Source organism: Streptomyces canus, assembly GCF_001514145.1.
Taxonomy (GTDB): domain Bacteria; phylum Actinomycetota; class Actinomycetes; order Streptomycetales; family Streptomycetaceae; genus Streptomyces; species Streptomyces canus.
Map to the genome: position 1 here is coordinate 56945 of NZ_KQ948675.1, position 14983 is coordinate 71927.

General features: G+C 73.1%; 6 protein-coding genes. 4 read left to right on the forward strand and 2 right to left on the reverse strand.

Going from position 1 to position 14983, the window contains the following annotated elements:
- Positions 1 to 2: 2 nt before the first annotated feature.
- The 4 genes from AQJ46_RS51390 to AQJ46_RS42830 are packed head-to-tail and all read left to right on the forward strand — an operon-like array spanning position 3 to position 13140.
- Positions 3 to 7688, forward strand: a complete 7686-nt coding sequence (locus tag AQJ46_RS51390; protein ID WP_063803920.1) for a non-ribosomal peptide synthetase — start codon at positions 3 to 5, stop codon at positions 7686 to 7688.
- Positions 7689 to 7711: 23 nt separating this feature from the next.
- Complete coding sequence (locus tag AQJ46_RS42820) at positions 7712 to 11692, forward strand: non-ribosomal peptide synthetase (RefSeq protein ID WP_059210768.1); 3981 nt, start codon at positions 7712 to 7714, stop codon at positions 11690 to 11692.
- Positions 11689 to 11901, forward strand: a complete 213-nt coding sequence (locus AQJ46_RS42825) for an MbtH family protein (protein ID WP_059210769.1) — start codon at positions 11689 to 11691, stop codon at positions 11899 to 11901. The genes AQJ46_RS42820 and AQJ46_RS42825 overlap by 4 nt, the downstream gene beginning before the upstream one ends.
- Before the next feature lie 18 nt (positions 11902 to 11919).
- The gene (locus tag AQJ46_RS42830; protein ID WP_059210770.1) at positions 11920 to 13140 is read left to right on the forward strand and encodes a cytochrome P450; all 1221 of its coding nucleotides are present in this window, start codon (positions 11920 to 11922) and stop codon (positions 13138 to 13140) included.
- 3 nt (positions 13141 to 13143) lie between these two features.
- Here the strand turns inward: AQJ46_RS42830 and AQJ46_RS42835 are convergent, their stop codons facing one another.
- Both AQJ46_RS42835 and AQJ46_RS42840 read right to left on the reverse strand, forming a co-directional pair.
- Positions 13144 to 14403 carry an MFS transporter gene (locus AQJ46_RS42835; protein ID WP_059210771.1) on the reverse strand — a complete coding sequence of 420 codons (1260 nt, stop codon included), beginning with the start codon at positions 14401 to 14403 and terminating at the stop codon, positions 13144 to 13146.
- 33 nt (positions 14404 to 14436) lie between these two features.
- A complete protein-coding gene (locus AQJ46_RS42840; protein ID WP_059210772.1) occupies positions 14437 to 14967 on the reverse strand; it encodes an AAA family ATPase in 531 nt (176 codons plus the stop codon).
- Positions 14968 to 14983 lie beyond the last annotated feature (16 nt).

Genomic DNA, 14983 nt, shown 5'->3' on the forward strand with positions numbered 1-14983 from the left:
CGGTGACCCGGTCCGGAATCGCCGACATCCTGCCCCTGTCGCCGTTGCAGGAAGGGCTGCTCTTCCACGCCCTGTACGACGACGACCAGGCACCCGATGTCTACGCCGCCCAGCAGATCCTGGAGCTGACCGGTGACGTCGACCCCGCCGCCGTACGCGCCGCGGGCCAGGCCCTGCTCGACCGGCACCCGAATCTGCGTGCCTGCTTCCGCCGCCGCGAGGCCGCCGCGCCCCTCCAGATCGTGCCGACGGACGTCGAACTGCCGTGGTCCGACGAGGACTTGAGCTCACTCACCGATGCCGGACGCGAGGCGGCCTGGCAGCGGATCCTGGACGAGGAGCGCACCCGCCGCTTCGACCTGGCCCGGCCCCCGCTGCTGCGGTACCTGCTCGTCCGCTGGGCGCCCGACCGGCACCGCCTGGTGATCACCAACCATCACATCCTCCTCGACGGCTGGTCGAAGCAACTGCTCGTACGGGAGTTCACCGCCCTGTACGCGGGCGAGCACCCCACCGCGCTGCCCCCGACCCCGCCGTACCGGGACTACCTCACCTGGCTCTCCCGGCAGGACCGCGCCGCCGCCGGGGCCGCCTGGCAGAAGGCGCTGGAAGGCGTCGAGGATCCCACCCTCCTGGCCCCCGGGGCGGCGCCCGGTACGACGGTTCTACCGCACGAACTCGTCGTCGAACTCGGCGAGTCGGCGACCACCACCGCCGAGACCGCGGCCCGTAACCTCGGTATCACCCTCAACACCCTGGTCCAGGGCGCCTGGGGCGTGCTGCTCGGCCGCCTCACCGGCCGCACCGACACCGCCTTCGGCCAGACCGTCACCGTCCGCCCGCCCGAGCTGCGGAACGTGGCCTCGATGGTCGGCTTCTGTATCAACACCGTGCCCACCCGGGTGCGTTGGGACGACGGCGACACCGTCACCGGCTTCCTCACCGACCTCCAGGAGCGGCAGGCCGCCCTGCTCCCGCACCAGCACCTCGGCCTCGCCGACATCCGGCGCACCACCGGCACCGGCGACCTCTTCGACACCCTGCTGGCCTTCGAGAGCCACCCCACGGCCACCGGCCCCGGCGAGGACCGCGTCACCCAGCTGACCGGCCGCGACGCCACCCACTACCCCCTCACCCTCGCTGTCCTGCCCGCCCGCCGACTGGCCCTGCGTCTGTCCTACCGGCCCGACCTGTACGACGAGACCGGCGCCCGCACCCTCCTGGACCGGTTCGCCGTCGTCCTGGCTCAACTGGCAGGCGATCCGTCACGCCGGGTGGGTGCGGTGGAGGCGCTGCTGCCGGGGGAGCGGGAGCGGCTCACGGGCGCCGGCATCCAGGGCGGCGAGGCAGCCCACCCGACCGTGCCCTCCGTCGCCCTCACCGACCTTTTCGCCCGCCAGGCCGCCCGCACCCCCGACGCGACAGCGGTGGTGCACGGGGACACCCGGCTCACCTATGCCGAACTGGACACCCGTGCCACGGAGTTGGCCTCGGCGTTGGTCGCCCGAGGCGCCGCCCCCGAGCGCCTGGTCGCCCTCGCCCTGCCCCGTTCCGCCGACCTGGTCGTCGCGATCCTGGCCGTCCTGAAGACCGGTGCGGCCTACGTCCCGCTGGACCCGGAGTACCCCGGCGAGCGGCTCGCGTACATGCTCGGTGACTCCGCACCCGTCCTGTTCCTCACCACACGGGACGTGGCACCGGGCCTGCCCGCCACCGCCGTACCCGTGCTGACCCTGGAAGACGAGGGGGCGCCGGGGCGCGAGGGAGACCTCCCGTCCCTGACGGGTGATCACCTCGCCTATGTGATCTACACCTCCGGCTCCACGGGCCGGCCGAAGGGCGTCGCCGTCCCGCACGGCAATGTGGTCCGTCTGTTCGACTCCACCCGCCACTGGTTCGACTTCGGTCCGGACGACGTGTGGACGCTGTTCCACTCCTACGCCTTCGACTTCTCCGTCTGGGAGCTGTGGGGAGCGCTGCTGCACGGCGGCACTCTCGTCGTCGTACCGCACGAAGTCAGCCGGGATGCGCACGAGTTCCTGCGCCTGCTCGCCCGGGAACGGGTCACCGTCCTCAACCAGACCCCCTCGGCCTTCGGCGAGCTGGTGCGGGCCGACGCCGAACTGCCGGATATATCCGCAGAGTTGAGCCTTCGACATGTCGTCTTCGGCGGTGAGGCCCTCGACGTCACGCCCGTCGCCGAGTGGTTCACCCGGCATGCCCAGGACGCCCCCGCCCTGGTGAACATGTACGGCATCACCGAGACCACCGTCCACGTCACCGGACTCCCGCTCACCCGGGAGCGATGCGACGGCATCGGTGAGCCCATCCCGGATCTGCGCGCCTACGTCCTGGACGCCGGACTGCGACCGTTGCCGCCGGGCGCGGCCGGTGAGCTGTACGTGGCCGGCGCGGGACTGGCCCGTGGCTACCTCGGGCGACCGGGCCTGACGGCGGGCCGCTTCGTCGCGGACCCGTTCGGCGCGCCCGGCGAACGGATGTACCGCACCGGTGACCTGGCGCGCCGCACGGCCGACGGACAACTGGAGTACGCCGGCCGTGCCGACGACCAGGTCAAGATCCGGGGCTTCCGGATCGAGCTGGGTGAGGTCGAGGCGGCCCTGGCGGCCCACCCGGAGGTGTCCCGCGCGGTCGTCCTGGTCCGTGAGGGGCGGCTGGTGGGGTACGCCGTGGCCGAAGGGGCGCCCGATCCGGTGGCGCTCCGGGCCCACACCGCACGCACCCTGCCCGAGCACATGGTGCCCTCCGCGATCGTCGTCCTGGACCGGCTCCCGCTGACCGCCAACGGCAAGCTGGACCGCGCCGCCCTCCCGATCCCGGCCGCCACCATCGTCACCGGCGCCGGCACCACCCGCGCCCCGCGCACCCCGCAGGAGGAGATCCTCTGCGGCCTGTTCGCCGGTGTCCTCGGCCTGGAGGCCCACCAGGTCGGAGCGGACGACGCCTTCTTCGACCTCGGTGGCGACTCCCTGCTCGCCATGCGCCTCGCCGACCGGATCAGGACCGTGTTCGGCACCGCACTGCCCGTACGCGCCGTCTTCGAGGCCCCGACCCCGGCCGCACTGGTCACCCGTCTGGGCGAGACACGCGACGGGCACCGGCCCGCACTCCTCCCGCTGCCGAGCCGCCCCGACCCGATCCCCCTCTCCTACGGCCAGCAGCGGCTGTGGTTCATGAGCCGCCTCGACGGCGGCCACACCACCTACACCGTCCCCGCGGCCCTGCGCCTGACTGGCTCCCTGGACCGGCGGGCACTCACCGAGGCCCTCGCCGACCTCGTCGCCCGCCACGAGCCGCTGCGCACCCTCCAGCCCGACCTCCAGGGCACCCCGTACCAGCGGATCCTGGCCCCGGAGGAGGCCCGGCCACGCCCGGACCTCGTCCCCACCACCGAGGCGGAACTCCCCGCACTGCTCAAGGCGGCGGCCGGCCACCGCTTCGACCTCGCCGGCGAACCGCCCCTGCGGGTGACCCTGTACGACCTCGGCGACGACACCCACGTCCTGCTCCTGCTCGCCCACCACAGCGCCGTCGACGGCTGGTCGATGCGCCCGCTCACCCGCGACCTGGAGGCCGCCTACGCGGCCCGGTCCGAGGGGCGGGCCCCCGAGTGGCCTCCGCTGCCCGTCCAGTACGCCGACTTCGCGCACTGGCAGCGTGAGTGGCTCGGCGACGAGAACGACCCCGGCAGCCTGATGGTCGATCAGATCGACTTCTGGCGAACGGCGTTGGCCGGACTGCCCGAAGAGCTCCCGCTCCCCGCCGACCACCCGAGGCCCGCCGAACCCAGCGGCCGGGGCGACCGTACGGCCGTCGCCCTGGACCCCGCTCTCCACGCCGGCCTCGCCGACCTGGCCGCCGCGCAGCGGGTGACCCTCTTCATGGTGCTCCAGGCCGGCCTCGCCGCCGTCCTGACCCGGCTCGGCTCGGGCACCGACATACCCATCGGCACCCCCGTCGCCGGCCGGAGCGACGAGCACCTCGACGACCTCGTCGGCTTCTTCGTCAACAGCCTCACCCTGCGCACCGACACCTCCGGCAACCCCACGTTCCGTGAACTCCTCGCTCGCGTAAGGGATGTCGACCTGGCCGCCTACGCCCACCAGGACGTGCCGTTCGACCTCCTCGTGGACGCCGTCAGCCCCGAGCGGACCCTCTCCCGCCACCCCCTCTTCCAGGTCATGCTGGCCTACACCGGACACGGCGCGGACCCCGTCCCGGCCCTGCCGGGGCTGAGCGTCGCCCGCGAACCCGTGGCGACGGGGGCGGCCCGTTTCGACCTCTCCCTCTACCTCACCGAGCACCGCCACGAGGACGGCTCCCCGGCGGGCATCGACGGTGTCGCCGAGTTCAGCACCGACCTGTTCGAGCCGGAGACGGCGCGCCGGCTGGCTCAGAGGCTCATCCACTTCCTCGACGCCGTCGCCGCCCAGCCGGACCGGCGCATCGGTGACGTGGACCTCCTGGACGAGGACGAGCGGGAACGTCTCGCCGAGTGGAGTACGGGCGCCGGCACCGTGCCTTCCGAGTCCCTGGCCGAGATGTTCACCCGACAGGTGCAGGAGAGGCCCGACGCTCCCGCCCTCAACGACCTGTCGTACGCCGAACTCGACATCCGGGCGCGGGAGTTGGCTCGTGCTCTCGCCGGACGCGGCGTCGGCCCCGGCGAGCTCGTCGCCCTACAACTCCCGCGCTCCGCGGACCGAATCGTCGCCCTGCTCGCGGTGTCCCTGTCCGGCGCCGCGTTCCTCCCGGTCGACCCGGCGCTCCCCGCCGACCGCATCGCCGCCCTCCTGGCCGACGCCCGACCGGCACACGTCATCACGGATCTCGCGGACCTCACGGCGCTCCCCACGGACGGCACCCCCGCAGAACTCCCCACCGCCCACCACCCGCACCACGCCGCCTACGTCATCCACACCTCCGGCTCGACCGGTACCCCCAAGGGCGTGGTCGTCGAGAACCGCGGCCTCGCCGCCCTCGCGCGGACGCAGATCGAGCGGTTCTGGCTCGGCCCCGACAGCAGGGTGCTCCAGTTCTCGGCGCCCGGCTTCGACGCGTCCGTGATGGAGCTGCTGATGGCGTTCGCGTCCGGCGGGACCCTGGTGGTGCCGGACGTACAGGGACCGTTGCTGGGCGAGGAACTCGAACAGGAGCTGATCCAGGGCCGGATCACCCATGCCTTGATCCCGCCGACCGCCCTCGCCACCCTCCCGCCGAGCCGCCTCCCCGACCTGGAGACCCTGATCGTGGGCGCGGAGGCCTGCTCCGGCGAGCTGGTGGCCCGCTGGGCGCCCGGCCGACGGATGGCCAACGCCTACGGACCCACCGAGTCGACGGTCTGCGCGACCATCGCGGTCCCGCTCACCGGCGAGCGGACCCCGCCCATCGGCCGCCCCGTCGCCGGCACCCGGGTCCTCGTGCTGGACCCGTGGCTGCGCCCGGTGCCGCCCGGCACGCCCGGCGAGCTGTACCTCGCGGGAGCCGGTGTGGCCCGCGGTTACCTGGGCCGCCCCGAACTGACGGCCGCGCGGTTCGTCGCCGACCCCCACGGCGGCCCCGGCGACCGGATGTACCGGACAGGCGACCTGGCCCGCTGGTCGGCCGACGGACAGCTGGAGTACCTCGGCCGTGCCGACGAGCAGGTCAAGCTCCGCGGCTTCCGGATCGAACCCGGCGAGATCGAGGCCGCCCTGGCCCGCGACCCGGCCGTCGCGCAGGCGGCCGTGGTGATGCGCGAGGACGAGCCGGGGGAGCGGCGCCTGATCGCCTACGTCACCACCCGCCCCGGACATCCGCCGGCCGACCCGGCCGCACTGCGCCGGGACGCCGAGGAGACGCTCCCGGAGTACATGGTGCCCTCGGCCGTCGTCGTCCTGGACACCCTCCCGCTGACCCCCAACGGCAAGCTGGACCGCAAGGCCCTGCCCGCCCCCGGGACACCGTCGGCCGTCGAGGCGGCGGCTCGCGAGCCGAGGTCGCCCGCCGAGCGGGTGCTCGGCGAACTCTTCCGCGACCTGCTGAAGCTCCCCGGACTCACCCTCGACGAGGGCTTCTTCGCCCTCGGCGGCGACAGCATCTCCTCGATCCGGCTGGTGAGCCGGGCCGCCGAGGCCGGAGTGGTGATCAGCCCGCGGGACGTGTACGAGCACCAGACCGTGGCCGCCCTCGCGGCGGTGGCCCGCGGACCCGTGGGCGCGTCGAGCGGCGGCGCCACCGACGACGGTGTCGGACCGGTGCCGTTCACGCCCGTGATGCACTGGCTGGTGGAGCGCGGAGGGCCCATCGGCCGGCTCAGCCAGTCGGTGCTGCTGACCGTGCCCGCGAACGCCGACGCGCCCAGGCTGACCCGCAGTCTCCAGGCGCTCGTCGACCACCACGACATGCTGCGCTCCCGGCTCACCGGGAAGCGCGGCATGGAGGTCGGCCCGGTGGGCTCGGTCGCGGCCGTCGTGGACCGCCGGGACGTCAGCGGCGAGGACGACCTCCGCACCGCCGTGGCCGAGGAGTTCGACCGCGCGCTCGCCACGCTCGACCCGGTGACCGGCGCGATACTGCGGGCCGTATGGCTCGACGCGGGCCCGGACCGTCCCGGGCGGCTGCTGCTGGTCGTCCACCACCTGGCCGTGGACGGAGTGTCCTGGCGGATCCTCGTACCCGACCTGGAGACGGCCTGGAAGGCGGTCACAGCCGGGCGTGAACCCCAACTGCCGCCCGTCGGGACCTCGTTCCGCCGCTGGTCCACGCAGCTCGCCGAGGCGGCCCGTACGCCCGCCCGGGTCGCGGAGGCCAAGCTGTGGCGGCGGATGAACGACGCCCCGCGCGCCCCGTTCGGCGCCCGGCCGCTCGACCCCGCCAGGGATACCGCGGCCACCACGCAACAGCTCCGGCTGACGCTCGAACCCTCCGTGACCGGCCCGCTGCTCGGCAGTGTGCCCGCCGCGTTCCGCGCCGGACCCCAGGACGTGCTGCTCGCCGGGCTCGCCCTGGCCGTCGCCGCACGCCAGGACGTCCCGTACGTCCTCGTCGACGTCGAGGGACACGGCCGCGAGGAGATCGCCCCGAGCCTCGAACTCTCCCGTACGGTCGGCTGGTTCACCTCGCTCTACCCGGTCCACGTCGACCTGGAGGGCGTCGACCTGCGGGACGCGCTGGCCGCCGGTCCCGCCGCCGACGGTGTGGTGCGCCGGGTCGCCGACCGGACGGGTGAACTGCCGGACCGTGGACTCGGGTTCGGCCTCCTGCGGTACCTGAACCCCGACACCGTGGGCGAGTTGGCGCAGCAGCCCGCTCCCATGATCGGCTTCAACTACCTGGGCCGGTTCACCGCCCCGGCCGCCGACACCGTCACCCCGTGGACGTTCGCCCCGGAGTCCCCGGCCCTCGGCAGCGGCACCGACCCCGGCCTGGCCGCCGCCCACGCCCTCGACCTCAACGCGGTCGTCCACGACACACCTGCCGGGCCCCGACTCGTCGCCGACTGGTCCTGGCCCGACGGCGTGCTCACCGGGACCGAGGTGCGGGAGCTGGCCGAGGCCTGGTTCGCCGCCCTCACCGCGCTGGCCGACCGTGCCGCCCGCACGGCCCCGGCAGCCCCGGGCACCCTGCTGTCGGCGGAGCTCGACGCGGACGAACTAGACGAACTCGCCGCCGGCCTCGACGGCTGACCCGGACCGAAAGAGACGACGCGATGACCCAGCCCGCGCTGGCCGACGTACTGCCCCTCACCCCGCTCCAGGAGGGCCTGCTCTTCCACGCCGTGTACGAGCACGAGCGGGACGCCGCCGACGTGTACCTCGTGCAACTGGTCTTCGAACTCGAAGGCCCGGTCCACGCCGTACGGCTGCGCGCCGCCTGGCAGGCCCTCCTCGACCGCCACCCCAACCTCCGCGCCGCCTTCCGACGCCGAAAGGGCGGCGCACCCGTCCAGGTCGTCCCGCACCGCGCGACCCTGCCGTGGACCGAGACGGACATCGACTCCGAGGACGAGTGGTCCCGGCTGCTCGACACGGACCGCGACCGCGGCTTCGACCCGGCCACCCCGCCCCTGCTGCGCTGCACCCTGGCCCGCCTGGGCGACGGACGGCACCGCCTCCTCGTCACCCACCACCACATCCTGCTCGACGGCTGGTCGGTCTCCGTCCTGGTGCGTGAACTCCTGGCGCTCTACCGGGCCGACGCCGAGCTGCCGCCCGTGCCCGCCTACCGCACCTTCCTGGAGTGGCTGGGCCGCCAGGACCGCACCGCCGCGGAGACCGCCTGGCGGACGGCCCTGGACGAGGTCACAGAGCCGACCCGCCTGGCCCCGCCCGACCCCGGCCCCGGAGCGCTCGCCCAGGCCCGCGCCGAACTGCCGGAAGCCACCGGAGCGGCCCTCACCGCACTCGCCCGCAGGCTCGGCGTCACCGCCAACACCCTGGTGCAGACGGCCTGGTCGATCCTGCTCAGCAGGACGACCGGCCGCAACGACGTGGTGTTCGGCGCCACCGTCTCCGGCCGCCCCGCGGCCCTGCCCGGCGTCGAGTCGATGGTCGGGCTGTTCGTGAACACCGTGCCGGTCCGCGTCCGGCTCCGGCCCGACCGCGCACTGAGCGAGCTAATGCGTGACGTCCAGGACCGATACGTCGGCCTCCTCGACCACCATCATCTAGGCCTGGCCGACATCCAGCGCACCACAGGGCTGCCCGAACTCTTCGACACGCTCGTAGTCTTCGAGAACTACCCGGTGGACGAGGCCGCCGCGGCGGACGCCGACAGCCTCCGCATCACAGGGACGAGCGGACGCGACGCCACCCACTACCCCGTGACCCTCGTCGCCTTCCCCGGACCCCGCCTGCGCTTCCGCCTCGCCCACCGCGCCGACCTCTTCGAGGACGGCTGGGCCGACGACCGACTCGCCCATCTCGTCCACATCCTGGAGTGCATCGCCACCCACCCGGAACTCCCGCTCGGCCGCCTCGGCCTCCTGGACCCCAAGAGCGACCCCCGCCCCGACCCGGTCACCGAACCGGCCCCCGCCACCCGCACCCTCACCGACCTCTGGACCGCCCAGGCGACGGCCACCCCCGACGCGGAGGCCCTGCGAGCGGGCGGCACGAGTCTGTCGTACGGCGAACTCGACCTGCGGGCAGAGCAGTTGGCCCTCAGGCTCACCGCACTCGGCGCCGGTCCGGAACGGGTCGTCGGCATCGCCCTGCCGCGCACAACCGACCTGGTCGTGGCCGTCCTCGCCGTGCTGAAGTCGGGGGCCGCGTATCTGCCGCTCGACCCGGCGTACCCGAAGGAGCGGCTCGCGTACATCGTCGAGGATGCTCGGCCGGTGGCGGTGCTGGTCACGGAGGATACGGCGGGGGTACTGCCCGAGGGGACCGAACTGGTCCTGATCGATGGCGAAGTGACGGAGCATCAGACAGCCCGACATGCCCCGAAACCCGACAACCTCGCCTACATCACGTACACCTCCGGTTCCACCGGCCGCCCCAAGGGAGTCCTCGCCACCCACCGCAACGCCGTGGAGTTCGTGGAGTGGACCCACCGCGCCTTCGGCCCCGAGGCCCTGAAGGAGGTGCTCTTCTCCACCTCTCTCAACTTCGACGTCTCGGTGTTCGAGCTCTTCGCCCCGCTGCTGTGCGGCGGACGCGTCGAGCTCGTCGACAACCTGCTGGCCCTCACCGCCTCCGGCACCGACGCCGGGCTCATCAGCGGAGTGCCGTCGGTGATGGCCGGAGTCGCCGCGGAACGCCCGCTCGCCGCGCCGCACACCGTGGCCCTGGGTGGGGAGCCCATCCCCGCCCAGCTCCGCGAAGATCTCCGGACCGCCTTTCCCGGAGCCCGGCTGGTCAACTTCTACGGGCCCACCGAGGCGACCATCTACGCCACCGCCTGGCGCTCCGACGAGGACACGGTGGAGGGCTCACCACCCCTCGGCGACCCGCTCGCCCGCAACCGGCTCTACCTCCTCGACCAGGCTCTGCGGCCCGTCCCCGACGGAATCGTCGGCGAGGTCCACCTCGGCGGTGGCGGCCCGGCCCGTGGCTACCTCGGTCGCCCCGGCCTCACCGCAGAGCGGTTCGTCGCCGACCCGTTCGGGGTGCCGGGGGAGCGGATGTACCGCACCGGCGACCTCGCGGTCCGCGGCCGCGACGGACGGCTGCGGTTCGTCGGGCGCGCCGACCACCAGGTGAAGATCCGCGGCTTCCGCGTCGAACTCGGCGAGATCGAGGCCGCGCTCACCGCGCACCCCGCTGTCGCCCAGGCGGCGGTGACGGTACATCAGGACAGCCGCGGCGAGAAGCAGTTGGTGGCGTACGTCGTGGGCGTGGACGACCAGGACCCCTTGCGCGGAGATTTCTCCGTCACGCTCCCGCCCGAGACCGTGACGCGCGAGGAGCCGGTCCGCGGGGTCGTGTCGGGGCTCGCCCCGCTCGACGTCCCGCGTGAGCAGCCAGACCCCGCGTTCCCGTCGGCGGTCGCGCGGCCGGACGCCCTGCGCACCCACCTCACCCGCATCCTCCCCGCCCACATGGTCCCCGCCGCGTTCGTCCCCCTCCCCGCCCTCCCGCGCACCGCCAGCGGCAAGACCGACCGCACGGCCCTGCCCGACCCGTCCGCACCGGCCGTGACGGCCAGTGCCCCGCGCACCCCGTACGAGGAGCGGCTGCGGGCGATCGTCGCCGATGTCCTCGGCCTGGATCCGTCCCGCGTCGGCATCCACGACAGCTTCTTCGACCTCGGCGGCCACTCCCTGTTGACCCCCCGCCTCACCGCCCGCATCCGCACCGACCTCGGCACCGAACTGCCTCTGCGCGCGGTCTTCGACACGCCGACCGTCGCGGGGCTGGCCCAGCGGCTGCGGGGCGGCGCGTCGGGCGCGGCGCCCCTGGACGCCGTACTGCCCCTTCGCACCCGGGGCGACAAGGAACCCCTCTTCTGCCTGCCGCCGGCCTCCGGTCTCGCCTGGGGTTTCGCCGGACTCGCCCGGCACCTCGACCCCGAGCGCCCGCTGTACGGCCTCCAGTCGCAGGGGCTGATCCCCGGCCACCCCCGCTCGGGAAGCCTGCACGCGACGGTCGCCGAACACATCGCCCGCATCCGCGAGATCCAGCCCGAGGGCCCCTACCACCTGCTCGGCTACTCCATGGGCGGCCTGGTGGCGTACGACGTCGCCGTCACCCTCCAGAAGGCCGGCCACGAAGTCGCCCTCCTCGCGATGCTCGACGCCTTCCCCGGGACCTGGATCGACCGGGGCGCCCGCGTGACGGACCGGCCCGCGCTGCTGCGCAGCCTGCTCGGCATCCTGGGCCGCCCCCTGCCCGACGACACGGAGCCCCTCACCGACGCCCGCTTCGCCGAACTCGTGCGCCGCGTCCCCGACATGACCGCGAGCCTCGACGACGCCGAACTCGCCGCCCTGGTCGAGGTCACCGCCGGCAACCGGCGTCTGATGGAGGAGTTCGCCCCCACGTCGTACCGCGGTGACCTGCTGTTCTTCACGGCCGCACAGGATCCGGACACGCACCCGGAGCGCCACCACGCCTGGCAGCCGTACGTCGACGGACGCGTCGACAACCACGACCTCCCGTGCGTCCACGGGGAGATGACCCGGCCGGGCCCGCTGGAGCGGATCGGCCCCGCACTGCACACCGCGACCCTGGGGAGGAACCCCGTATGACCGCCAATCCGTTCGACGACGACACCCTTGAGCACTTCGTCCTGGTCAACGACGAGGGACAGCACTCGCTGTGGCCCGCCTTCGCCGAGATCCCGGCCGGCTGGACGGCCGTCCACGGCCGGGCGAGCCGCCAGGAGTGCCTGGAGTACGTCGAACAGCACTGGACCGACATGCGGCCCAAGAGCCTGATCCGGGCCATGGGCGAATAGAGCAGGGGGAGTCGAACGATGACCACACGGCGGACCATCGGTCCGGAAGAGCTCGACATGCTGAACCTGGCGGATCCGCGGCTGCACGCCGAGAACGAACTGTCCGCCGTGTGGCGCCACTTGAGAGAGCATGAGCCGGTCCACTGGAACCCGGCCACCGAAACGGCTCCCGGCTTCTGGGTGGTGACCCGGCACACCGACGTGACGTCGGTGTACCGCGACAACACCACCTTCACCTCCGAGGGCGGCAACGTCCTGGAAACCCTGCTCGCGGGCGGCGACTCGGCGGCCGGCCGCATGCTCGCGATCACCGACGGGGGCCGGCACCGGGAACTGCGCCGCGTCCTGATGTCCGCGTTCACCCCGGGCGCCCTTCAGCCGGTCGTGGCGAGCGTGCGCCGCACGGTCGACCGGTTGCTGCGCGAGGCCCTCGACACGGGGAACTGCGACTTCGCCGCCGACGTGGCCGCCGGCATCCCCCTCGGGGCGATCTGCGATCTGCTCGGCGTGCCCGAGAGCGACCGCGCCCATGTCCTGAGTCTGACCTCCTCGGCCCTCGGCTCCCACGACGCCGACGGCACCGCCGCCGACGCGTGGATCGCCAAGAGCGAGATCCTGCTCTATTTCGCGAACCTTGCCCGCGACCGCCGTGACAGTGGCCACGCGGACGTCATCGCGCTCCTCGCCGGAAGCAAGGTGAACGGGCTTCCGCTGGACGACGACGAGATCATGCTCAACTGCTACAGCCTGATCCTCGGCGGTGACGAGACGGCCCGGCTGTCCATGGTCGGCGCGGCCCTGGCCCTGGTGGAGCACCCCGACCAGTGGCGGGCGCTCAAGCGGGGCGACGCCGGTGTCGACACGGCCGTGGAGGAGATCCTTCGCTGGACGACCCCGGCGCTGCACTCGGGCCGCACGGCCACGACCGACACCGAGATCGCCGGCCGTCCGATCCGCAGCGGCGACATCGTGACGGTGTGGAACGCCTCCGCCAACCACGACGAGCAGGTCTTCGACGACCCCGGACGGCTCCGCCTCGACCGTACCCCCAACAAACACTGCACCTTCGCCTACGGCCCGCACTTCTGCCTGGGCGCCTACCTGGCCCGCGCGGAGATCGGAGCGGTCCTGGAGGGGCTGCGCGATCTGGTGGAGGACATGGAACAGACCGGCCCGTCGAAGCCGGTCTACTCCAACTTCCTCAGCGGCCTCGGTTCACTGCCGCTGGCCTTGAAGTGACGCTCACCCGCTGATCACCTCCTGCTCGGTCCCGGCCGGTGCCCGATGGCGCCGGAACCCCGGGAAGAGCAGGAGGAGGGCGAGTGCCGCCACGACGGTCAGGACACCGCCGCCCGTGACGGTCCACGTGACGCCGAGGGTGGCGCCGACCGTGCCGTGCAGGAGATCGCCCAGCCGTGGCCCGCCGACGGCCACCACGGTGTCGATCCCCTGGAGCCGGCCGCGCATCCCGTCGGGAACGGCGCTCTGCAGCACGGTCTTCCGGAAGACCCCCAGCGCGAGGAGCGCACCGCCGGCCGGCAGCAGCCACGCCACGGCGGAGACGAGCGAGTGGGCCAGCCCGAACCCCGCGATCGCCAGGCCCCACACGCCGACCGACACGGCCACCGCGACACCGTGGCGGCCCACGCGTGTGAAGGCCCCCGAGAACAACCCCGCCACCACACCGCCGGCCGAGACGGCGGCGTACAACACCCCGATGTCCGAAGGGTGGAAGGTCTCCGCCGCCAGTTGCGGGAACAGCGCCGTGGGCAGACCGAGGGACAGCGCGGAGAAGTCGGCGAGATAGACCACCAGCAGCGTCTGACGCCTCATCACGAACCGTACGCCGTGCGCGATCTGCCGTAGAACCGCGCCCTGTCGTCGCTCACCGCCGCCGTCCGGGGGAAGAGCCGGCAGTCGCCACACGGCCCACACCGTCGCGCAGACCGCGACCGCGTCCGCCAGATACAACGTCCTGCTGCCCACGACCGGCAGCAGGCCACCGGCCAGCAGCGGCCCGGTGATCCCGGCGGACAGGAGCACCGTCGACTGCAGCGCGTTGGCGGCCGTAAGCAACTCGGGCCGCACCAAACGCGGCGTCACGGCCCTGCTCACCGTGGAGTTGGCGCCGAACAGGGCCTGCTGGACGGCCACCAGCACGAGCAGCACGGCGACCGACCGCAGATTCGCCCACGCCTGCGCCCACAGCAGCAACGACGTCACCCCGATGCCGATCGTGGTCGTCAGCAGCACCCGCCGCCGGTCGCGTACGTCGGCGAGCGCCCCTCCCCACAGCGCCGCCGCGGCCATCGGGGCGAGACCCACCAGACCGGCCAGCCCCACGTAGGCCGACGAACCGGAGAACTCGTAGATCTGCAACGGCACGACGACCGCCGTGAGTTGAGCTCCGAGGGCGGCCACGATCCCGGCCGCCCACAATCGCCGGAACGCGCCCGCCCGCAGTGGCCGTACATCGACCAGTACCCGTTTGCTTCGCACCATGGCGCGATGCTGCGGGCTCCCCTTGGGGCAAGGTCAACCGACGTGGGCGAGCACCTGGTCGGCCAGTTCCCGCGGGGTCGACTCGCCGTCGAGGAACACCGTGTCGCCGGGCAGGGTGTCGACCGCGGCCGTACACGCCTCGATGCGGGCCTTGCACCACGCCCGCACCCGTTCCTCCTGGACGGGATCGTCGGGGAAGGAGCTCCGTGTGTCGATCCGCCGCACCAGGACCTCCGGCGCGACCTTGAGGAAGAAGTGGTGGACCACGATGTCCGCGGCCTTCAGGGCGCCGAAGATCTCGCCCAGGTAGCGGGGGTCCACCAGCGTCATGGGGACCAGGAGCGGGCGCCGGTACTCCTCGACGAGGCCGACGGCCAGGTCGGCGACCTGCCGCCGCCACAGGGGAAGGTCCTGGAAATCACCGGTCGGCACGTCCACGATCTCCCGCAGCACATAGCCGACCATCTCCGGGTCGAAGACCAGTGCTTCGGGCCACCGCGGGCGCAGTTCCTCCACGAGAGTCGTCTTCCCGCTGCCGAACGGGCCGTTCACCCAGACGATCACAGCCGCTTCCCCCTGT

Excerpts from the sequence above, each read along its gene's own strand:
- AQJ46_RS42835 (WP_059210771.1), bottom strand. The coding sequence starts at position 14,403 with ATGGTGCGAAGCAAACGGGTACTGGTCGATGTACGGCCACTGCGGGCG.
- AQJ46_RS42820 (WP_059210768.1), top strand. The coding sequence starts at position 7,712 with ATGACCCAGCCCGCGCTGGCCGACGTACTGCCCCTCACCCCGCTCCAG.
- AQJ46_RS42830 (WP_059210770.1), top strand. The coding sequence starts at position 11,920 with ATGACCACACGGCGGACCATCGGTCCGGAAGAGCTCGACATGCTGAAC.
- AQJ46_RS42825 (WP_059210769.1), top strand. The coding sequence starts at position 11,689 with ATGACCGCCAATCCGTTCGACGACGACACCCTTGAGCACTTCGTCCTG.